At 36.2% G+C, this 21,460-nt stretch carries 20 protein-coding genes and 1 pseudogene; 13 read left to right on the forward strand and 8 right to left on the reverse strand.

All coding sequences use genetic code 11. The annotated features are described in order from the left end of the window. Window positions 1–319 precede the first annotated feature (319 nt). From L950_RS16730 to L950_RS16750, 5 genes are all read left to right on the forward strand, one after another. Window positions 320–541 carry a hypothetical protein gene (locus L950_RS16730; RefSeq protein ID WP_156169732.1) on the forward strand — a complete coding sequence of 74 codons (222 nt, stop codon included), beginning with the start codon at window positions 320–322 and terminating at the stop codon, window positions 539–541. Continuing rightward, entirely contained in the window at window positions 531–830 is a 300-nt protein-coding gene (locus tag L950_RS16735) for a type II toxin-antitoxin system RelE/ParE family toxin (protein ID WP_021190222.1), read from the forward strand. The genes L950_RS16730 and L950_RS16735 overlap by 11 nt, the downstream gene beginning before the upstream one ends. 467 nt (window positions 831–1,297) lie before the next feature. Continuing rightward, the gene (locus tag L950_RS16740) at window positions 1,298–2,110 is read left to right on the forward strand and encodes an RNA polymerase sigma factor (protein ID WP_156169733.1); all 813 of its coding nucleotides are present in this window, start codon (window positions 1,298–1,300) and stop codon (window positions 2,108–2,110) included. Between the two features lie 14 nt (window positions 2,111–2,124). Further along, complete coding sequence (locus tag L950_RS16745) at window positions 2,125–3,219, forward strand: hypothetical protein (RefSeq protein WP_021190224.1); 1,095 nt, start codon at window positions 2,125–2,127, stop codon at window positions 3,217–3,219. A 106-nt stretch (window positions 3,220–3,325) separates the two neighbouring features. Then, window positions 3,326–3,727, forward strand: a complete 402-nt coding sequence (locus L950_RS16750) for a hypothetical protein (RefSeq protein ID WP_021190225.1) — start codon at window positions 3,326–3,328, stop codon at window positions 3,725–3,727. 178 nt (window positions 3,728–3,905) lie between these two features. Here L950_RS16750 and L950_RS16755 read toward each other — a convergent pair whose 3' ends face one another. Together L950_RS16755 and L950_RS16760 are read right to left on the reverse strand one after the other, a co-directional pair. Then, window positions 3,906–4,358 (reverse strand): hypothetical protein, encoded by a 453-nt coding sequence (locus L950_RS16755; RefSeq protein WP_156169734.1) that lies wholly within the window; start codon window positions 4,356–4,358, stop codon window positions 3,906–3,908. Between the two features lie 127 nt (window positions 4,359–4,485). After that, window positions 4,486–7,020: an ATP-dependent Clp protease ATP-binding subunit gene (locus tag L950_RS16760; protein WP_021190227.1), complete on the reverse strand. Its 2,535-nt coding sequence runs from the start codon at window positions 7,018–7,020 to the stop codon at window positions 4,486–4,488. Window positions 7,021–7,202: 182 nt separating this feature from the next. Between L950_RS16760 and ettA the strand changes: the two genes are divergently transcribed. From ettA to ccoS, 8 genes and pseudogenes are all read left to right on the forward strand, one after another. Next, window positions 7,203–8,885, forward strand: coding sequence for an energy-dependent translational throttle protein EttA (gene ettA, locus L950_RS16765; RefSeq protein ID WP_021190228.1), 1,683 nt, complete (start codon window positions 7,203–7,205; stop codon window positions 8,883–8,885). Between the two features lie 3 nt (window positions 8,886–8,888). Beyond that, window positions 8,889–10,078, forward strand: a pseudogene (locus L950_RS16770) (PAS domain S-box protein). Window positions 10,079–10,083: 5 nt separating this feature from the next. After that, on the forward strand, window positions 10,084–11,145 hold the full coding sequence (locus L950_RS16775; protein ID WP_021190229.1) for a response regulator: 1,062 nt from the start codon (window positions 10,084–10,086) through the stop codon (window positions 11,143–11,145). A 195-nt stretch (window positions 11,146–11,340) separates the two neighbouring features. After that, window positions 11,341–11,754 (forward strand): hypothetical protein, encoded by a 414-nt coding sequence (locus L950_RS16780; RefSeq protein ID WP_021190230.1) that lies wholly within the window; start codon window positions 11,341–11,343, stop codon window positions 11,752–11,754. A gap of 4 nt (window positions 11,755–11,758) precedes the next feature. Next, window positions 11,759–12,829 (forward strand): oxygen-independent coproporphyrinogen III oxidase, encoded by a 1,071-nt coding sequence (hemN, locus tag L950_RS16785; RefSeq protein ID WP_021190231.1) that lies wholly within the window; start codon window positions 11,759–11,761, stop codon window positions 12,827–12,829. Beyond that, complete coding sequence (locus L950_RS36700; RefSeq protein ID WP_021190232.1) at window positions 12,822–13,130, forward strand: hypothetical protein; 309 nt, start codon at window positions 12,822–12,824, stop codon at window positions 13,128–13,130. Before hemN ends, L950_RS36700 begins: the two co-directional genes overlap by 8 nt. A gap of 10 nt (window positions 13,131–13,140) precedes the next feature. Continuing rightward, a complete protein-coding gene (locus L950_RS16790; RefSeq protein ID WP_021190233.1) occupies window positions 13,141–15,528 on the forward strand; it encodes a heavy metal translocating P-type ATPase in 2,388 nt (795 codons plus the stop codon). A gap of 25 nt (window positions 15,529–15,553) precedes the next feature. Further along, on the forward strand, window positions 15,554–15,733 hold the full coding sequence (gene ccoS, locus L950_RS16795) for a cbb3-type cytochrome oxidase assembly protein CcoS (protein ID WP_031288414.1): 180 nt from the start codon (window positions 15,554–15,556) through the stop codon (window positions 15,731–15,733). A 2-nt stretch (window positions 15,734–15,735) separates the two neighbouring features. On the opposite strand, the gene L950_RS16800 is transcribed toward ccoS, so the two are convergent. The 6 genes from L950_RS16800 to L950_RS16815 form a co-directional block, all read right to left on the reverse strand. Next, window positions 15,736–16,698, reverse strand: coding sequence for an FAD:protein FMN transferase (locus L950_RS16800; protein WP_046792063.1), 963 nt, complete (start codon window positions 16,696–16,698; stop codon window positions 15,736–15,738). 23 nt (window positions 16,699–16,721) lie between these two features. After that, window positions 16,722–16,913 carry a hypothetical protein gene (locus L950_RS30400; RefSeq protein ID WP_197086488.1) on the reverse strand — a complete coding sequence of 64 codons (192 nt, stop codon included), beginning with the start codon at window positions 16,911–16,913 and terminating at the stop codon, window positions 16,722–16,724. Next, entirely contained in the window at window positions 16,913–18,727 is a 1,815-nt protein-coding gene (locus L950_RS16805; protein WP_197086489.1) for a PepSY domain-containing protein, read from the reverse strand. The genes L950_RS30400 and L950_RS16805 overlap by 1 nt, the downstream gene beginning before the upstream one ends. Window positions 18,728–18,908: 181 nt before the next feature. Continuing rightward, window positions 18,909–19,304: a DUF2271 domain-containing protein gene (locus tag L950_RS16810; RefSeq protein WP_021190236.1), complete on the reverse strand. Its 396-nt coding sequence runs from the start codon at window positions 19,302–19,304 to the stop codon at window positions 18,909–18,911. A gap of 94 nt (window positions 19,305–19,398) precedes the next feature. After that, complete coding sequence (locus L950_RS33645) at window positions 19,399–19,638, reverse strand: hypothetical protein (protein ID WP_410528134.1); 240 nt, start codon at window positions 19,636–19,638, stop codon at window positions 19,399–19,401. An 85-nt stretch (window positions 19,639–19,723) separates the two neighbouring features. Continuing rightward, window positions 19,724–20,902 (reverse strand): ankyrin repeat domain-containing protein, encoded by a 1,179-nt coding sequence (locus L950_RS16815; RefSeq protein WP_231577357.1) that lies wholly within the window; start codon window positions 20,900–20,902, stop codon window positions 19,724–19,726. Between the last annotated feature and the right edge of the window lie 558 nt (window positions 20,903–21,460).

The raw sequence follows: 21,460 nt of genomic DNA on the forward strand, positions 1-21,460 counted from the left end.
GCTTCTTGTGACGCCGTAGGGTGAGGGTTATTGCCACTCACTGAATATTTATCAATAATCTGAAATTTATACAATGTTCTTGGCAGTAACACCTCATTGTTTAGGTTTAAGTTATATACACAATGCGTCCGCTTATTCGTTAATGAAATTAGAAAATAAGCTGTCAATTTTTTCTGGTCGTATTCTTTAATCTAAAAATATTCATATATAAAAGGTAGCTCTATATTGGAAATACTAAAATTAGACAAAATTGAGGTTCTCTTGATACGGTCATTTCAAACTATTGCCAGTTAGGAACTTATAATATTTATTACTAAATTTGGTTATGACTACATTTAAAGTATCTGTTCCGGAAGACAAGACTTCTTTTTTCCTCGAAGTACTCGAACTTATCGGGGCTACATATGAGTCGAAAGAGACTAATTTCAAACTAACTGATGAACAAGAGCAGTTCCTTTTGTCTCAGAATGATGTGCCACTTGATGATTGCCAGCCTGCTAGTCTAGTTTTCGAAGAGTTGAAGGTCAAATATGGCCTATAGCATACTTATCACTCCTGCAGCAAGAGAGCAAATTGAAGAAGCTACCGCGTATTATTTGGAACACGTCTCTAAAAAAGTTGCCTTAAAATTTCTTCAGGACTATAACAAAGCTGTTGCTGATATTTTGAAAGTCCGATACTTCCAGGTATTCTATCTTAACTTTCGTGGCAGGATGCTAACGAAATTTCCTTATATCGTTTTTTATACGTTAGATGAGGAGAAGGAGATGATCATCATCAAAGCGGTTTTTCATACCGCACAAACTCCGCAAAAATACCCTCACACATAAATAATTCTTGAGGCTGCTTGTGAAGCCGTAGGGTGAGGACTATAGGTCTCTCACTAAATACTTATTTATTACAACTATCCATAGTTGAATACTTCTGTATATACAATCTATGGGATAGCTATGCTACTAATTACTACACAACGGCCTACTGTTAGTCCATATTCTAAAAACTCCATATACCTCTAGCATGCTCAGGTCACTTTGATGACGATGAAAAAGTAAGCCTATACATTATCTAGGTACTCACTCTTTGAGTTTAAGTCGTTAGATATATAACAGATTGGTATTCTCTTGATAAAGCTACTTATTTCCGATCAATTCCAATATGATATTAATGTTCTAAGTAGTCCTAGTATACCTCAAACATGATCTCAGTTTCCAATAAAATCCGCCAGGCCGGCTGAGATCTGTTGAGGTGAATAACCGATGAATTGGTATGCTCATATGCCTTGACTAAAACGATGATTATGAATAAAACTTTACAAATACTGAAAGCCGAAAAGTATATTTCCCTGCTTCAAGATGGAGATGAGCGTGGCTTAAATTATTGCTACAATCGCTTTTACGGATATCTTTTCGTTAGATCATTTCGGGCGACAAAGGATGATTGTGTAGCTGAGAGTATAGCTCAAGAAGCTTTATTGCGACTATGGCTATATAGAAAACAGGTGAAGGATATTGACGATACCTTAAATTTTTTAAAGGCACAGGTTAAATCGGCTATACATGCATTCTTTAATACAACGTGCAATAGATTTCACAAAAGCCTATTACGGCTAGATGGTATTGAGGATTATCAAGAGTTTTTACTCGGCTATGAAATAGAAGAAGAGGACGAAGTAGATCTGATCTATTTGGAGAAACTGGAGGAAGAAAAACAAGAGCGATTGGATCAACTTAACAAACTATTGCCAAGCCTTAGTAATCAACAGCAGCTATTCATTAAACTTTGTTTAAAATACAGTTTTAACTATGAGCGTATTGCTCATTATTTGGGCGGTATATCTGACTATGAAGTCAGCTTGCAGGTTGAAAAAACCATTGAGACACTACGTTCTGTATTCAATAATTCGCAACACATGGAACTGTTAAATAGATCATCTAAAATTGTCCTTGAAGGTGAATTCAATGACCATCAGACAGAAATTTTTCATATGCGCTATGCGCTTCAATTGTCATTTGAGCAAATCTCTGAATCACTGAAATTGAATCCTACTATGGTCAAAAAGCTTTTTGTCCAGGCACATGCTAAGATTAAAACCGCCAAGAAAACCGCTTAATTATATATACCGTTATGGAAAAAGATACGCTAGTTTTAACACGAAAAGTTCAGCTTTATTTAGATTGTAATGATAAAGAACAACGATCTGAGTATTATAAGAAATTGTTCGAATGGCAGGACGTTGTGTACCGCGGATCGAATATGGTGATGACGCACCAATTTATTCAAGAGCAGATGAAGGATCTCATTTATCTGCGTGATGATATTAAAGTTAAATTGGGAGATTTTAAAAAGGATCCGGAAGGTATCTTCACATCATCAAAGATGAATACCACCTATCGCATATTGTCTTTATATTTTAAAGGAAAACTACCATCCGATATTCTTTCATCAATGAATATGACGTTGAACAGAGCTTTTAGTACTGATCGGGTGGCTTATTGGAAAGGTGAAAAATCTTTAAGGAATTATAAAAAGGACATGCCAATTCCCTTCGGTGGAAATCAAGTAAAATTGAGCAATGATGAGAAAGGCTGGGATTTTAAATTGAAGCTTTTTAAAATTCCTTTCCGCACGTATCTAGGTAAAGACCGATCAGACAAAAGGGTTTTACTACAACGAGCACTGGTGGGACATATCAAAATATGTACAAGTTCAATCCAGATTGTGAAAGGGAAAATATTTCTGTTGCTTGCTTTGGAATTACCGAAAAAGCAACACGAACTAAAAGATCATATCATTGCTGAAGCATCATTGTCTGTCGAGCATCCGATCACAGTTTCTATTGATAAGAATAGTTATCAAATCGGAAACAAAGAAGAATTCCTATACCGTCGGATGGCTATTCAGGCTGCTAAGCAACGATTGCAAAAGGCTGCAACATTCAATAGGGGTGGTCATGGTCGTAAGAAAAAAATGAAAAGTTTGGAGCAGTATAACGAAAAGGAGAAGCAGTATGTAGATAGTCGTCTCCATCTATATAGTCGAAGGCTGATTGATATATGTGTGAAATCTGAAGCAGGAACATTATTATTAGTCAATCAGACGACCAAAGAAGAGTTTGCTAAAGAGGATGAATTTCTATTACGAAACTGGAGCTATTATGGTTTGATTGAAAAGATTAAATACAAAGCCAATATGGCTGGTATAAATGTTATTGTAGAATAATTTTTTGGATAGCAGATCGAAGTAAATTAAATTTGGTGTAGATATCTAATCGGGAAAAGGTTTAAATCATAGAAACGTAACAAATACTTGTTAATAAAAGTAAAGCATGGATAAATTATTTTTTGTAATCTTCAACAGTTATTATAAAGACAATCAATTTAAAAATGATAACCCGCCGCTGACAGTTGGAGGGTTATTCTTTGGTCTGTTCTTTGGTCTTTATGTAACTTTTTACTATTGTTATATTCTATATTTAGACATAGAGACGCGACAAGGGCCTACAGATTCAGCAGCAATTTTATTAGGTTTTTTGAGCGTATTAACGACGTATTTTGTTTTTTTTGGGAATAGACGCTACATGACCATCTATGAAAAGTATAAGGATGACATTGCGTTAAGAAGCAAAACAACAAAATTTTTCTGTTTCTTTTTAGTGTTCTTTCTTATACTTTCCAGTCTATTTTTAATTGCTATTCGGAATAAGCTTGTATTTGGAAATTGGATATAATCAGAAAGAAATAAAATAGAAATTGCAAATTTGTAGGCAGGTGTAGAGTCTACATAAGAAACATGAGCTTATAGCAAAGGATTATTAAATATTGTTGATTAATTATTCAATTAATAATTTCTTTACCAACATAAAACATCCTTAGTTTGGATAAAACTAAGGATGTTTACAAAGTATTTTAGTCAACAAAATCAGTGTCGGATAATATAATTTTTATAATTAAATCTTGACTTGGATAATTGATTTGAAACTCATTAGTCGGATCTTCACCAATGATCGAGAGTTCGCCTACTTTATAATCGATATGAAAACTAACAGGGTTAATTTCTTTACCATCATTGAATGCAAATGATGCAGGTAAGATCTTGTAAGATATTTCTTTGTTTAAGCTCATATGTACAGAAACATCACCCTGATCAACGTAATACTTGGTAAGTTCAGGCAGGATAATCTTATGAATAATACGTTTGTTATCATCTGAAGACCATTGATTAGGTTTTACTGTGTAGATAAAAGATCTGCCAGGATTAACAGTTATATTATTTTCCTCTGTTATATACTCTTTTGTGCAAGAACTAAGTGAAGTTAAGGTTGCACTACCTATTAATAAGGCTAATAAAATTCTTTTCATATCTGTAGTTTTTTTGTTTCTTAATTTGTAAGACTGTTGGTACTTAAAATAGTTTAACATTCTATTAACACTTTCTAACAAAAAATGCACCATTTCTGGTGCATTTTCTTAAATAAATCAAATTCTATTAATCTTCTTTTTTATCTGCTGGCTCGATCGGTCTTTCAGAACGATCAGCAGTGACTTCTATTTCTTTCGTTTCAGCGTTTAAATCAACTTTTAAACGATCGCCAGATTTGATATCACCTTTTAAGATTTCTTCAGCGATTGGATCTTCTAAATATTTCTGAATTGCTCGTTTTAATGGACGGGCTCCGAAATTAGTGTCGTATCCTTTCTCTGCGATAAACTCTTTTGCAGTTTCAGTCAAATCTATTGTGTAACCTAAATCTGTGATTCTACCGAATAGAGATCTCAACTCAATATCAATGATTTTGAAGATATTCTCTTTCGATAACGAATTGAAAACAATCACATCGTCGATACGGTTCAAGAATTCAGGAGCAAAAGCACGTTTCAACGCTGTTTCGATAACAGTTCTTGAATGTGAATCTGCTTGTGTTGTTTTTGCCGCAGTTGTAAAACCAACACCTTGACCAAATTCTTTCAATTGACGTGCTCCGATATTAGAAGTCATGATGATGATGGTATTTCTAAAATCAACTTTACGACCTAAACTATCTGTCAATTGGCCTTCGTCCAACACTTGTAATAACAAGTTGAAAACATCCGGATGTGCTTTTTCAATCTCATCCAATAAGACTACAGCATATGGTTTGCGACGAACTTTTTCTGTTAACTGTCCACCTTCTTCATAGCCAACATATCCTGGAGGCGCTCCCACTAAACGTGATATCGCAAATTTCTCCATATACTCACTCATGTCAATCTGAATCAATGCATCTTCAGAATCAAACATAAAGCGTGCTAACTCTTTTGCCAACTCAGTTTTACCAACACCGGTAGGGCCTAAGAAGATGAATGAACCAATTGGTTTCTTCGGATCTTTAAGACCGGCACGTGTCCGTTGAATAGCTTTCACTAATTTCTGAACAGCATCATCTTGACCGATGATTCTATTTTTCATCAGGTCACCCATGTTCAACAGTTTTTGACTGTCTGTCTGGCTAACGCGTTGTACAGGAATCCCTGTCATCATCGAAACAACTTCTGCAACATTATCTTCAGTTACGACATAACGTTTTGCTTTCGTTTCCTCTTCCCATGCTAATTTTTCACGGTCAAGTTCCTCTAACAGTTTTTTCTCGGTATCACGTAGTTTTGCAGCTTCTTCATATTTTTGACTGCGAACAACACGATTTTTCTCCAATTTGATCTCTTCGATTTTCTCTTCGATATCAATGATGGATTGTGGAACATGTATGTTTGTTAAATGCACACGTGAACCAGCTTCATCCAGCGCATCGATAGCCTTATCCGGTAAGAAACGATCGGTAATATAACGAGTCGTTAAACTTACACAAGCTTCGATAGCTTCAGGAGTGTAGTTGACATTATGGTGTTCTTCGTATTTTTCTTTAATACGATTTAAAATCTCAATAGTCTCATCACGAGTTGCAGGTTCAATGGTTACGCGTTGAAAACGACGATCCAAAGCTCCATCTTTCTCGATGTACTGACGGTACTCATCTAATGTAGTTGCACCGATACATTGAATCTCGCCTCTTGCTAAAGCAGGTTTGAACATGTTGGATGCATCTAATGAACCCGAAGCTCCACCAGCACCTACAATCGTATGAATCTCATCAATGAATAAAATCACATCTGGAGATTTCTCCAATTCGTTCATCACAGCTTTCATACGCTCTTCAAATTGGCCACGGTATTTTGTACCTGCCACTAAAGATGCGAGATCAAGCGTAACGACACGTTTGTTAAACAGTACACGCGATACTTTACGTTGTACAATACGTAATGCTAATCCTTCTGCAATGGCAGATTTACCAACACCCGGCTCTCCGATTAACAACGGATTGTTTTTCTTACGACGTGATAAAATCTGAGATACACGCTCAATTTCTTTTTCACGACCTACAATAGGATCAAGACGTCCTTCTTCCGCAGCTTTTGTTAAATCGCGGCCAAAGTTATCCAAAACCGGAGTTTTAGATTTAATGTCAGATACCTTTTTAGGTTGGATGAATTGCTCTTCTTCAGGATAATCGTCATCACCAGTGGACGAACCTGGAGCTTCATCTCGGATGGTTGTTTTATTTTGTTCTACTTCCGCTTTGAAGATATCATAACTCACCTGATATTGTTGTAGTATTTGAGAAGCGATATTGTCTTCATCTCTCAAAATAGCTAATAACAAATGCTCTGTTCCTATGATTTCACTTTTAAAAATTTTAGCTTCTAAATATGTGATTTTAAGTACTTTCTCTGCTTGTTTAGTAAGTGGCATATTGCCAATTGGAGCGCGAGATACAGCTGAGCTTTTCACGGCCTCCTCTACAGACTGACGTAAAGCCGCAGTGTCAATTCCGATATTTTTCAAAATCTTAATTGCCATGCCATCACCTTCACGAATCAAACCTAACAACAAGTGTTCTGTGCCAATATAATCGTGACGCAACCTCAAAGCCTCTTCTCTACTGTACGATATGACATCTTTTACGCGCGGTGAAAATTTTGCTTCCATGTAATTTACCTTTCTTTTAATGACCAAGAATGATATAAATGTAATAAATTTACTTTATCAATCCTTAATATTTTAGTAATATTTATCAACAATTAAGCCATGCTATTAAATCGATCAAAATGTCAGTATAAAAGTTTACATTTGTGTGTATTTATTGTCCAAACAAAGAATAATTGATTAGTATGTCAGACGAAAAAATAATCTTTTCAATGGCGGGTGTCAACAAAATCTACCCTCCTCAAAAACAAGTTTTAAAAAATATTTACCTTTCTTTTTTCTACGGTGCAAAGATTGGTGTAATCGGTCTTAACGGTTCCGGAAAATCTTCACTGTTAAAGATAATTGCTGGTTTAGATAAATCTTTTCAAGGTGAAGTTGTTTTCTCACCAGGTTATTCTGTGGGTTATTTAGCGCAGGAACCTATTTTAGATCCGGAAAAAACAGTACTTGAAATTGTTCAAGAAGGTGTTGCCGAGATCACGGGTATTCTGAAAGAGTACGAAGAAATTAATGAAAAATTTGGCTTACCTGAAGTGTATGAAAATGCAGATGAAATGGATAAGCTTTTGGCTAGACAAGGTGAACTTCAGGATATTATTGATGCAACCAATGCTTGGGAAATTGACTCAAAATTAGAACGTGCCATGGATGCTTTACGTTGTCCAGAGCCTGATGCTAAGATTGCCAATTTGTCAGGAGGGGAGCGCCGTCGCGTGGCAATGTGTCGTCTTTTGCTACAAGAACCGGATGTTTTATTATTAGATGAGCCAACTAACCACTTGGATGCTGAGTCTATCGATTGGTTAGAACAACATTTAAAGCAATATAAAGGTACAGTTATCGCTGTTACCCACGATCGTTACTTCTTGGATAACGTCGCTGGATGGATTCTGGAATTGGATCGCGGTGAAGGTCTTCCTTGGAAAGGAAACTACTCTTCTTGGTTAGATCAAAAATCTAAACGCTTAGCGCAAGAGGAAAAAACAGAATCAAAACGTCAAAAAACATTAGAACGTGAATTGGAATGGGTGCGTATGGCTCCTAAAGCTAGACATGCCAAATCTAAAGCACGTCTTCATAATTATGAGAAATTAGCTTCAGAGGAAACGAAAGACCGTGAAGAGAAATTAGAATTATTCATTCCACCGGGACCACGCTTAGGTAATGTCGTGATTGAAGCAGATAATATTTCAAAATCTTACGGTGACCGTATTTTATTCGAAAACTTAAGTTTCTCACTTCCTCCTGCAGGTATTGTGGGTATTATTGGTCCCAATGGTGCCGGTAAGACAACTTTGTTCCGCTTGATTACAGGACAGGAACAGCCTGATACGGGTACATTTAAAGTGGGAGAGACTGTTGTGCTTGGTTATGTGGATCAAAACCATGATGACTTGGATCCGGAGAAATCAGTATGGGAAAATATTACCGATGGAAATGAGAATATCATGTTGGGCAACCGCTCATCAAACTCGAGAGCGTATGTTTCAAAATTTAACTTTAATGGAGCAGATCAACAGAAAAAAGTTGGTGTGTTATCTGGTGGTGAGCGTAACCGTGTACACTTGGCCATTACATTGAAGAAAAGTTCGAACGTACTTCTTCTGGATGAGCCTACCAATGATATTGACGTGAATACGTTACGTGCTTTGGAAGAAGGTTTGGAGAATTTCGGTGGTTGTGCAGTTGTCATTTCCCACGATAGATGGTTCTTAGATCGTATCTGTACGCATATTTTAGCATTTGAAGGTGATTCTCAGGTATATTTCTTCGAAGGGAACTATTCGGAATATGAAGAAAATAGAAAGAAAAGAATTGGCGATGTCACTCCACACCGTCTTAAGTATAAAAAACTAGTGAAATAGTAAATGGATAGTGCGAAGCTTTTAGAAGCAATTATTGATCATGCTATTGATGGAATTATTACGATCGACAATCGGGGATTGATCGAATCTATTAATCCGGCAGCGTCAAGTTTATTTGGTTATTCAGATCATGAAGTTATCGGTAATAATGTTTCGATGTTAATGCCCGAACCGGATCATAGTCGCCATGATAGCTATATCGATAATTATAAAAGAACAGGGCACAAAAAGATAATTGGAATAGGAAGGGAGGTTCTTGGAAGAAAGAAAGATGGAACCACCTTTCCTTTTCGTTTGGCAGTGAGTGAGGTCTGGTATAAAAATAGAAATATTTTTACAGGCTTTATCCATGATCTTACAAGAGAAAAAGCCGCGGAAAACCGATTGAAAAAACATGCTGTCGAGCTTGAACAAAAAGTGAGCGAAAGAACGAAAGATTTGATTATGCTTGTTTCGGAACTGGAGAAAACAAAGGCTGAAGTTTCGAAATCGCTTGAGAAGGAGAAAGAACTTGGTCAGCTAAAATCGCGATTTGTTTCCATGGCTTCGCATGAATTTAGAACTCCCTTGAGCTCTGTACAGTTATCAGCTTCATTGATCGATAAGTATATTGAAAAACCAGATTTTGCAAGTGTATTGAAACACACCGGTAAAATTAAAAGCTCTGTTCAATTGCTAACAAGCATCTTAAATGATTTTCTATCACTGGAAAGTTGGAAGCAGGTGTTGTTACGGTCAATAAGCAAATGATCAATGTGGTTGGATTAGCAGAAGAAATTACCGAAGAGATGCAATTGATCTGTAAAAAGAATCAACATATTGTTTATCAGCACACAGGTGAGGTTGGACTGTTTATGATGGATTCTAATTTACTTAAAAATACGGTTGTTAATTTGATTTCAAACGCGATAAAATATTCTGGTGAAGATACCTTCATTGAGTTTAATACTATAATCGAGGATAATATTTGCATCATCACAGTCCGTGATAATGGAATAGGAATTCCGCAGGAAGATCAGATCAATTTATTTGAACCGTTTTTTAGAGCTCATAATACAGGCAATATACCAGGTACAGGATTAGGATTGAACATTGTAAGACGTTATGTTCATCTTATGGAAGGATTATTGGAATACAAATCTGCCATCAACGAAGGAGCTTTTTTTAAGATGATATTTACCCAAAATAAATAATTGAGGTGGAAAAGAAGACAATATTAATTATAGAGGATAATACAGATATACGGGAAGGAACGACAGAGATTTTGGAGTTAACAGGACGTTATCATGTACTGGCAGCGGAAAATGGCCGTGATGGTGTTGATTTAGCAACAACTCATTTGCCGGATTTAATTCTCTGTGATATTATGATGCCTGAGTTAGACGGCTATGGCGTTTTATATATTCTAAGTAAGAATGAAGAAACGGCACACATACCTTTTATTTTCCTTACGGCTAAAGTTGAACGGTCTGATATGCGAAAAGCAATGGAGCTAGGAGCAGATGATTATTTAACAAAACCTTTTGATGATGTTGAGTTGTTAAATGCCATTGATGTGCGCTTTAAAAAGCGTGGACAGATAGGAGAGGCGATAACAATTAAAAACTCCTTGTATTTAAGTCCTGAAGAACAAGATTTTTTATTGAAAGAACTCATTGAAAAATCTCGTGTTAAAGTATTCAAAAAGAAGCAAAGCATTTACGAAGAGGGTGATATACCCGTATTCGTCTATTTTGTGTTGAGCGGACAGGTGCGTAGTTTTCTATGCTATAATGATGGACGCGAGCTTTCGACTGATATTCACATTGCAGGTACATATATAGGCTATGAAGCGATGCTGTTGAATGAAAATTATTCTGATAATGTTGAAGCTATTGAAAAATCCGAAATAGCACTGATCAGTAAAGAAGACTTTTTTGAATTAATTTATCGCAAACCTTTGATTGCAGGTAAATTTATCCAGTTGCTATCGGGAAATATTAGAGAGAAAGAAGAGCAATTGTTGGGATTTGCTTATGACACGGTACGTAAACGTATTGCCAATGCATTAATTAGTGTTGCTGAGAAAACGGTGAATACAGCAATTGAAGATGAATGTGTTATTCAAATATCAAGAGAGGGAATCGCAACAATTGCAGGTACTGCAAATGAAACGATCTCGCGTGTTTTAGCCGATTTTAGAGAGGAAAATTTAATTGCAAAAGAGAAAAGTGCCATTCGTATTTTCTCAGTTAAAAAACTTCGTAAGGTAAAGCAGTAAGGTCTTTTATTACCAAGATATTTTGATCAGAAGGGTCGCATCCAGTAAGGATGCGACCCTTTTTCGTTTTCAGAGCATTTTTAAGCTTAAAAATGTGACGTAGATCACTTTTTAAGCTGATGAACTTCATGTGTAAGTATTTGAAGACTATTTACTTTTGTTCTAGTTCGGATTTAGAATATCAAAAAAGATAGCATGAAAGTAGTTGTTTACAGTATTCAGACCTATGAAAAGGAGTTATTAGCATTAGCTAATGGTAAAATGCATGATTTGACATTAATTTCTAATGGGCTAAATGAAGAAACAAAAGTTTATGCTACAGGGAAAGATGTTGTTGTCATTTCGGCACAGGATATTCTAGAAGCTTCCATGCTCCGGGTGTTAAAAGATATGGGTGTGGGCCGTATTCTGACACGTACTTTAGGGACAGAACACATCGACTTAGTTGAAGCCGGAAAGTTGGATATACAAGTTGCTAATACACCTTATGAGGACCAAAGTCCAAAAGGTATTGCCGAACAGACAATTCGCAATTTGAATTTGTGGGGTGCTGGCAAATGTGTGGGCACTGCTTGTTGTTGTTTAAAAGTATGTCCTGTAAAATTATAATCTCATGAATTCGAACAATGGAATAGATTTGCAGTCTTTAGTACGGAAGTACAATGTTGCAGCCCCTAGATATACGAGTTACCCAACTGTTCCATTTTGGAATAGCGACCAATTCTCTGAGAAGGAATGGTCTAGTCGCGTATATCATACCTATCAAAAATCAAAAAAAGCAGGGATAAGCCTCTATATTCATTTGCCATTCTGTGAAAGTCTGTGCACATATTGTGGTTGCAATACCCGAATTACGAAAAATCATAAAGTTGAAATACCTTATATCGACAGTTTGCTAAAAGAGTGGGGGATGTACACAGCAATATTAAAGGAAGGTGCGCCTTTGATTTCTGAAATTCACCTTGGTGGTGGAACCCCTACCTTTTTTGCTCCAGAGAATTTAGCAAAATTACTGGCGGGTATTTTATCGAAAGCTCAGGTCGCAGACGATGCATCATTTTCTTTCGAAGCACATCCTGGCAATACGACTTATGAACACTTAGCCGATTTATATCAGTTGGGATTTCGAAGATTAAGCTTGGGAATTCAGGATTTCGATCCGCTTGTGCAGTTTACTATAAATAGAAAGCAGGATGTGGAAGATGTGCGCCGCGTTATGCTAGAAGCTCGTGCTATCGGATATACTTCTATTAATTTTGATCTGATTTACGGACTGCCCAAACAAAGTTTGAGAACAATAACAGAAACGATCAAAGAATCGCTGTTGCTTGATCCGGATCGTATTTCTTTTTATAGCTATGCGCACGTGCCATGGTTAAAGCCTGGACAGCGTCATTACACTGAATTAGACTTACCTCAAGGTGAAGAAAAGCTTGCGCTTTATACCCTGGGAAAGCAATTTATTCAAGATGCCGGATATAGAGATGTTGGAATGGATCACTTTGCTAAACCTGGCGATGAATTGTTTATTGCATTTCAACAGCAAAGGCTTCATCGCAATTTTATGGGATATGCAGATCGTTATCGTCCTTTATTGATTGGTCTCGGAGTATCTTCTATCAGTGATTCGTGGGATGCTTTTGCACAAAATGTTAAAGTGTGGAGGAATATCAAAGATGATTGAAAACAATCGGTTGCCGGTTGTGAAAGGGCATTTACTTGATGACGAAGATCTGATTATAAGACGCTACATTTTAGATCTGATGTGTAAAGGAGAAACAAAATTGATAGCAGATTTTGTTAAAAATGAAGGCATCGTAGAGCGTCTTGAAGATATGATAAAAGAAGGTTTAGTCCATGTTAATAAAGATCATATAATCATTACCCCATCAGGAAGATCTTTTCTACGCAATATCTGTATGGCTTTTGATCTGAAATTACAAAACTCCAAAAACGAAAAAGAATTATTTAGTCAAGCTATTTAAATAATCTGTAATGGTGGATATCAAACAAACTCAAATAGACCAGCATTGTTTTCATTGTGGTGATGCAGTTGTCTCCAGTGGCTATCAATTTGATAACCATGGTTTCTGCTGTTTAGGTTGCCAAACAGTATACCAGATTTTACATGATAATAATATGCAAAGTTATTATCGCTATAACCAGCATCCAGGAAAATCAAACCTTGATAAAACTGCTGATTTGTCTTATTTGGATGAAGCTATTATTACCGATAAACTGATTGACTATAAAGATGAGCAGATCACGATCATAACATTTTACATTCCTGTAATTCACTGTAGCTCTTGTATCTGGTTATTAGAGAACCTGTATAGATTAAACCCAAATGTACTTGTCTCGAAAGTTGATTTCATGAAAAGACAAGCAAGTATCACATTTAAGCATACGGAATTATCACTCCGTGATCTTGTACAGTTACTGCGAAGTATCGGTTATGAACCAAAGATTACCTTGCAGGATGTGGTTAAGGCGGGCAAAAAAATTAATGCTAATCCATTGATAGCAAAAATAGCGGTAGCAGGTTTTTGTTTTGGAAATTCGATGATGTTGAGCTTCCCTGAATACTTTGGACTGGCAGGTTTTGAAAAAAACTATTCGGTGTTTTTTGGGTATGCAAATCTTTTATTTACACTGCCTGTTTTACTGTATAGTGCTTCAGATTATTTTAAATCGGCATTTTTAAGTATCCGTCAAAAAAGACTGAACTTAGATGTACCATTGGCATTGGGAATATTTATCTTATTTGTACGTACCGCATATGAAGTGATCTCGCAGACCGGGGCTGGCTTTGGGGATACACTTTGTAGTTTGGTCTTTTTTATATTGATTGGGAAATGGGTTCAGGAAAGAACATATTATCACATTTCTTTTGAACGTGATTATAGAAGTTATTTTCCTGTAGCTGTAACAACGATACACGATGAAAAGGAAAAACCGATTCAGCTGGCCGATTTAAAAGTTGGGGATCGGATTTTAGTCCGAAATAATGAAATCATACCAGCAGATGCGGTGTTGCTCCGCGGGGATGCCTGTATAGATTTTAGCTTTGTGACTGGAGAGTCAAAACCTGTGACTAAAACACTAGGCGAAGTGATTTATGCTGGAGGACGTCAAATGGCTGAAGCGATTGAGCTTGAAGTGGTCAAATCGGTTTCGCAGTCTTATTTAACCAAGCTTTGGAATAATGAAAATTTTAAACAATATGATAAACAGTTTCAGACATTTATAAGTTATATCAGTAAATATTTTACGGTTGCTTTATTGGTTATTGCCCTATCTGCAACAGTTTTTTGGATGATGGACGCGGATACCGATAAAGCTTGGGGTGCATTTACAGCAGTATTGATCATCGCCTGCCCTTGTGCTTTAGCATTGAGTTCTCCATTTACATTGTCTGCAGCTTTAAGTGTATTTGACCGAAACAAATTCTACGTTAAAAACACAGATGCCATTGAGCAGATGGCATCAATTGACACGATAATATTTGATAAAACAGGGACAATCTCGTCACCTACTGTTAATGGAATTGTTTTTGACGGATATTTAACAGAAGAAGAAAAAATATTGGTGTATTCTTCTTGTCGAAATTCAAGTCATCCATTGAGCCGGGAGATTGTAAAATGGTTAGAAGGAGTAGATGCTGTACCGGTTAATCGGTATGAAGAAAAAATTGGAGAAGGGTCAGTAACTCATATTGGCCAATATACAATCAAGATCGGTAGTGCCCGTTTTGTAGATGTGCCTACTAGAGCAGCAGAAGCTTCTTATGTATTTGTTTCTATTAATGGTGAAGTAAAGGGTAGTTTTGCAATGGAACAGTCCTGGCGTGCCGGGCTTTCCGGTATTATTCATGATTTAAAACATTATGATCTTCACTTGATATCGGGCGATAATGATCGAAAAAAAGATTTATTAAAGGAGATTTTTCCTTCAACAACACGATTGCTGTTTAATCAATCTCCACAGAATAAATTGGATATTATCAATTTATTCAAAGAGAATGGACATCGTGTCTGTATGGTAGGAGATGGGCTTAATGATGCTGGAGCCCTAAAGACTGCCGATCTAGGGATCGCGGTCAGTGATGATATCAATAATTTTTCTCCAGGTTGTGATGCAATCTTGGATGGCGAATCTTTTGATAAATTACCTAAGTTTTTTGCTTTTAGTAAAGATGCAGTCCGTGTTATTCACTTAAGTTTCTGTATCTCTATTTTTTATAATGTGATTGGACTGAGTTTTGCTGTTCAAGGAGAAATGTCTCCCTTGTTTGCAGCAATACTGATGCCTATAAGTACGGTAACGATTATATCATTCACCAGTATTTTGACAAGATGGTTTGCAAAAAGAATGGGATTATAGAAGATTTTTATATTAAAATAGTGTTATGAGTATCATCTTTATGTTGATTGGCTGTAGTGTATTTGTTGCGTTATTGTTTTTAGGTGCTTTTTTTTGGGCTAATAAAACGGGACAAAATGATGATACCTATACGCCTTCTGTTCGAATCCTGTTTGATGATGATGTGGAAGAAATTGAACCGGAACCAGAAAAGAAGAAGCGCTAGGTTTATCTTTGGCTTTTTATAACAGTTCCGTTGTCAGTTATCAGAAGATAATGATAGAGGGGAAATCTTTTTGCTAATAAAATACCTTCTTCTTGACCTAGAACCATAATCGAGGTGCTTAGAGCATTCGCAAACTCAGCAGAAGGGCCGTAGATCGTAACACTGGTCAGTCCAGTAGAAGGATAGCCAGTTTTAGGGTTGATGATATGTGCATATCGTCTGTTGTCAATTTCAGCATACTTCTCATAATTGCCCGATGTCGCAACAGAATTTTCCTGCATTTTTAATATTTTAATCGTTTTATAAGCTTTGAAAGGGTTTTTTATGCCTATTAACCAAGGCTTATTATTTGGTTGAAGCCCCCAGGTCGATAGATCTCCAGATGCATTAACGATGCCAGCTAAAACATATTTTTCTTGCATCAAAGCTCTTCCACGATCTGCCGCATAACCTTTTCCAATTGATCCAAAACCTATTTTCATACCCGGGAGTGCTAAGTAAATACTGCAATTGACACTATCTAAGATAATATGCTGATAACCCACTTTTTCAACTGACTTACGAATAGCTTCTTCCGTAGGTAATTCGGTCATACTGCCATCAAATTTCCAGATTTTGTCTAAAGCAACAATACTGATATCAAAAGCTCCATTTGAATTGCGGGAATACGCGATTGCTCTTTTGGTCAGATCAAAAACTTCACGATCTACTTTTACAGGTTTAATACCTGCATTGCGGTTTACTTCCGAAATCTGGGTTTCCGGTCTCCATTCTGAAATCAGATTCTCAATACGTGTAACCTCTGCTATTACAAGATCAATATGATTTCGGGCAGATGCGGTATCCCGGTCTACAATAGTGATTTCAAAGACAGAGCCCATTAAAGTCACTTGCTTTTTTTGTAATACCTGTGCCTGACTAAGCGTTATAATAAATAGGAAGGTGACCGTACAAAGAAGTCTCATGAGCAGTAGTATTGATTTGTCTTTTAATAACAATCGGTTAGAATCTGTTTCTTCTCCTTATAATAAAGCAGTGCTTTACCTTTTTGCGATAGGGTCATTTCTTCAAGGACCTTTTCGACGTCACGTTGCATTTGAAGCGATCCGCAGATCATAATGACACCGTCATTCTCTAAATGTTCTACAAATAGTTGTACGTCATGTTTGATTAGATCCATCACATATTGTGCTGTTGATTCTCTTGAATATGCAACTGATAGGCTGTTAAATGTTTTTTTATAATTTCCTCTTGTGCAAATTGTTGATAGCGCTGTGTGAGTGTATTGTTGTATCTAAAACCAGCATATAAACGAAGAGGTGTTTTTACATTGTTTTGAATCATACCTAAAAAAGGTGCAATTCCTGTTCCGTTTGCAATCATAATAACAGCAGGAGCTTTAGGAAAGTGGAAGTCAGGATTCGTCATCACCCGGGCATCAATATGGTCATTTTCCTTTAATTCATATAGAAAATTTGATCCCAATCCATTGGGATGCAGCTTAACTTCCAGTTGAATCGTTCCATTATTTTTACCAATGGAATAAAAGCGTTCCCTATTATCATGTGCAGGATATATCGCTAAAAGATCGCCCGATTGAAATTTTAACTTTCTGAGAGGTTTAAATACAACAGTGAATGTCGCGTGATCTTGGCTTGTTTTTTTAACAACCTGAAGTTGCTGCAGATTGGCAACTTTTGACTGGTATAAAGATGGAGCAGTAGCTAGAGCAATGCACGATTTTTCACTCCAGTGATGTACCCAATTTGTAAATTCATGAGCAGATCGATCATTAATTTTATGAAGATCTAAGAAGCGGGTAGCCCATTCTTTGGTCGCAAGAAGTTTATCTATATGTTCTGCGTAGGCACAATAATCTGGGTAAGCTTTCGATCCGAATCCAATTACACTGTATTGGACTGTCTGTTCTTGAGGAAATTTCTCAAGCAGCTCTTCAAAATTTGATGCTCCAGTCGGTGCTGTCCCGATCCCATATGTCGAAGTGAATATTAAAATATGTGTCGCATTTGGATAGTTTTGGTATTGGTTCATCGCTGTTACAAACGAACATTTACCATCTGCCAGTAGTTGCTTATGAATCTGATTTGCAAAAAATAAAGTACTCCCATTTTCTGAGCCAACTAAAATAATAAATTCAGCTTCATTGGCTTTATATTTATTTTTAATCTTAGTTTTTGTTCTTCGGAATGTGATGACAAAGCCAGTATAAATAAAGAATACAATGTTTAAAGAAGCAAGACCTAGAATAATAGCCCAAATCACATTTGTTCGGCCTGTATGGATATCGAGACTTAATTTCTCTAGTGCTGCAGTATAAGGATATTTTGTTTCTTTAACGATTTCGCCATTAAACTGATTAACTGTAACAGCACGATCCTTAAATTTGATCGTGTAAAATTCTTCAGGATCATCATCCATGAAAGGAAATTCAATCTTTTCAATTGTTCCTAAAGTGTGCTTTTGAAAAATCGCAAATTCCTTGAAATCCTTTTGATTCTCAGTTTGCGTATCCTGATGTTCAAGCTCTTCGTTCGATTTCTTGATCAGTTCCATTCGTGCCATAAATAAATATGTGCCTGATAAAGCAATGATCAAAATAGGAATGAGGAACAATCGTCCACTGACAACATGAAAATATTGAGCAAAAAAATCACGGTTTATTTTAGAAAAGAAATTGCGAAGACCCTGCTGACGTTTAAGGATCAAGATGAGTCCACTAATGGTAATCAATAGCAATATGAAGGAAACCAGGCCGACTAATATACGTCCTGTTTCGTGTAGAAATAAGGAACGGTGTAAGGCGGTTGTCCACTGGATGAACTGGCTTTTGGGTTTGATTTCACCTAATACTTTCCCTGTGGTCGGATTGATATAAGCTTTAATGGTATTACCCTCTTCATCTAAAGCATCTATACTGACAAATTGATTGTGATCGACTGCTATTTCAATGATTTCAGGGTAAACCTTGCGCAAGCCGTTATGGATTGCGCAAGGGTTATGGTATTTGAATCTTCTACTCGGTATGCTTGTGTTTTTTCGTTAACTGCATCTATCGCCAATATAATTCCTGTTACGGAAAGTATGAGTAAAAATAGGGATGATACTATCGCAAGAGCTAAATGTGCATACCTCCATATGGATAAGGTCATTTTAATTATTGAACTTTACTTAATTTTACAAATTTAATATATCCTTTGCCGCTAGCACGCTCCGCTAATGCTTCTGTTGTCAAGGGAATTTCTACGTCAGTGACATGATACTTTTGTTCTTCAACAGCCGATTCGAAACGTAATTTATAACCTTTGTTCAATTTTGTATCGTCAATTTCTATTGTTCTCATTGCACGGTCACCACCACCAACAGAGGCACCTGTAATTGCACTAAGTTTGTTGTTGGATTTTGTTTGAAACTTATGCCATTCTTTAAGCGTATTATACCATTGTTTATCCGGGCCTAATACAGAAAGTGTTTTTTCGTAAGCGCCTTTTGGATTGATTAATGATATAATGATATATGCTCCCTCACCCTCATAGCTATTCATTTGAATCATGCACTTGAATTTACTTGATTGTGCAAATGAATTTGAGCTAAATAGTGTAATAAGAAATATAAGTACAGTAAATTTTAAAGAGGTTTTCATGCCGTTATTTTAAGAAATCGATAGATACATTATTTTTTGCTAAAAAGTCATTTTCCTTTGCAATGTCGTAAGCTGTTTCATCAAGTGATGTTAGCAGGTCTTTTTTAGCACCGATTGAAATCAATTCTTTAAGAATAGTATCATCTTTTGCTATTAAAGCCGCTTTATGTAAAGCGCTCATGCCATCATTGTCCTGAGCATTAATATCAGTTCCTAAGGCAGCGACTCTTTTAATAAGGTTTATGTTCTCTTTTGCAACAGCTAAGTGTAATAAAGAGCTTTTATTTTTTGAAGATCAGTGACTGTTAAGCCATTATTCTTTAATAAGGTTAATTTTTCTTCAAACTATCTCCTTGTGGATTGCGTTGCTGGCCACCTTGTGTTTGAGGATTGGGTTCTGTGTATGAATTTAACCAATAATAAGCAAGATTGTTTCCGTCTTTATTCAGCACTTTGATGTCAGCACCATTTTTAAGTAATAAAGCTGCTACTTCTGAAGAGCCATTTGCAATTGCTTTTGTCAATGCAGATTCTCCTTTATCATTTACAGCGTTAATATTTGTTGTTTTTGATAATAGAAGCTCGACCAACTTCGCATCTTTACCGGCAGCTGCGACCATAAGTACGGTATTTCCTTCATTGTCAGCTTTGTTGATCGCAACGTCCTTTGCCAGGAAATAGTTGATTACTTCCATATTGGGTCTACGTACTAATGCATGTAAAATTGTAGCAGCATCTTTATTTGTTGCTTTTGGATCTAACTTTAGAGTTTCTACCAAGTATTTATATGTTTCAATACCATTAGTAACCTGTCTAGATCCTTGAGTAGCGAAGAAAAGAGCATTATTTGTTGGTTTAACGCCTCTTTTTATCAGTTTTTCGATAAGTTCAATATGACCAAGTTTAGCCGCATAGTCGACTGCAGTACGTCCAAAGTTATCCTTATCTGTTAGCGATAACCCTTTCGATACAAAATAATCAGTAATGCTTAAATCATTATCTGATGCGACTGACAATAAAAGTAAGGTCGCCCCATCTTCATATTTTTGCTTTGGATCTACACCTGCTTTGAATAAAACATCGTAAACAGCTGTGTTTTTGTTTCCTGTTGATGCCGCATAGGCTGCAATAGGAAAGCCATGACTATCTTGATAATTGACGTCGGAACCTTTAGCTATTAAATATTTGACAAGTTCAAGATTTCCTGTAGAAGCAGCCCAATGTAAATAACTGCGGCTATGGTGTGTTTTTTTAGTAACACTATTTCCTTCTTGTTCAATTAGATATTGGATAATATCATTAGGAGCTTTATTTAAAATAGCGGTAGTAACAGGATCGAATGAAGCCGCATTTGGTTTTGAAGGGCTATTTCCTTTTGCGATTTCAGTTTTAACAGTAGCTAAATTTGGCGAACCTTTCCAAAAATCAGCATTCATCAAGGTGTTGTTATTTTGGGCTTTTCCGTATAAAGCCGATAGTAATAAAGCTGCTAGAAAAATCTTTTTCATATTATGATTGGAATATCTTGAGTTTGGAATTTATTTATACTAAATCTAAATAGTAGGCAAATCTATAAAATTTAATTATAGAAAAAAAATATTATTTATTGAAAATTACACTATTTAAAGGCATTGCAGTGATTATGGTAACAGGAAGCTATTAATAATATCTTATACAATCTCACTTTGTACGTTTAGCTTTTACTTTAGTTTTAAAGTAACTTTTTTATATCAAGGGGAATTGGATCATTAAATGAATTTAATTACTGCCGTTATGCTATTTGTAAGTGAACTAATATCCTCTTATTACTTTTTCACCTGCTAGAAGTTATTTGTATAAACTTCTATGGTGTGTATTTGTATGAATAATTTGTATACTGGGCTATTGGGATAGCGATATTATAAAAGAAGGAAGTATAAGGATACTGACTGTTACGAAAGTGATCATAAAGCACCTCTTAAACCAATTGAATCTGGAGAAACCTACTATTGTTAGCAGGGTGATACCATGTTATAAGCAAGTAGGGATCTTGTTCGCATATAATGGAGGTATAACAGGGGGATAAG

The sequence above is a fragment of the Sphingobacterium sp. IITKGP-BTPF85 genome (assembly GCF_001006065.1).
Lineage (GTDB): Bacteria > Bacteroidota > Bacteroidia > Sphingobacteriales > Sphingobacteriaceae > Sphingobacterium > Sphingobacterium anhuiense.

Excerpts from the sequence above, each read along its gene's own strand:
- hemN (WP_021190231.1), top strand. The coding sequence starts at position 11,759 with ATGAATTCGAACAATGGAATAGATTTGCAGTCTTTAGTACGGAAGTAC.
- L950_RS16740 (WP_156169733.1), top strand. The coding sequence starts at position 1,298 with ATGAATAAAACTTTACAAATACTGAAAGCCGAAAAGTATATTTCCCTG.
- L950_RS16745 (WP_021190224.1), top strand. The coding sequence starts at position 2,125 with ATGGAAAAAGATACGCTAGTTTTAACACGAAAAGTTCAGCTTTATTTA.
- L950_RS16735 (WP_021190222.1), top strand. The coding sequence starts at position 531 with ATGGCCTATAGCATACTTATCACTCCTGCAGCAAGAGAGCAAATTGAA.
- L950_RS16790 (WP_021190233.1), top strand. The coding sequence starts at position 13,141 with ATGGTGGATATCAAACAAACTCAAATAGACCAGCATTGTTTTCATTGT.
- ettA (WP_021190228.1), top strand. The coding sequence starts at position 7,203 with ATGTCAGACGAAAAAATAATCTTTTCAATGGCGGGTGTCAACAAAATC.
- ccoS (WP_031288414.1), top strand. The coding sequence starts at position 15,554 with ATGAGTATCATCTTTATGTTGATTGGCTGTAGTGTATTTGTTGCGTTA.
- L950_RS16800 (WP_046792063.1), bottom strand. The coding sequence starts at position 16,698 with ATGAGACTTCTTTGTACGGTCACCTTCCTATTTATTATAACGCTTAGT.
- L950_RS36700 (WP_021190232.1), top strand. The coding sequence starts at position 12,822 with ATGATTGAAAACAATCGGTTGCCGGTTGTGAAAGGGCATTTACTTGAT.
- L950_RS30400 (WP_197086488.1), bottom strand. The coding sequence starts at position 16,913 with ATGGATCTAATCAAACATGACGTACAACTATTTGTAGAACATTTAGAG.
- L950_RS16760 (WP_021190227.1), bottom strand. The coding sequence starts at position 7,020 with ATGGAAGCAAAATTTTCACCGCGCGTAAAAGATGTCATATCGTACAGT.
- L950_RS16755 (WP_156169734.1), bottom strand. The coding sequence starts at position 4,358 with ATGAAAAGAATTTTATTAGCCTTATTAATAGGTAGTGCAACCTTAACT.
- L950_RS16780 (WP_021190230.1), top strand. The coding sequence starts at position 11,341 with ATGAAAGTAGTTGTTTACAGTATTCAGACCTATGAAAAGGAGTTATTA.
- L950_RS16815 (WP_231577357.1), bottom strand. The coding sequence starts at position 20,902 with ATGAAAAAGATTTTTCTAGCAGCTTTATTACTATCGGCTTTATACGGA.
- L950_RS16750 (WP_021190225.1), top strand. The coding sequence starts at position 3,326 with ATGGATAAATTATTTTTTGTAATCTTCAACAGTTATTATAAAGACAAT.
- L950_RS16810 (WP_021190236.1), bottom strand. The coding sequence starts at position 19,304 with ATGATTCAAATGAATAGCTATGAGGGTGAGGGAGCATATATCATTATA.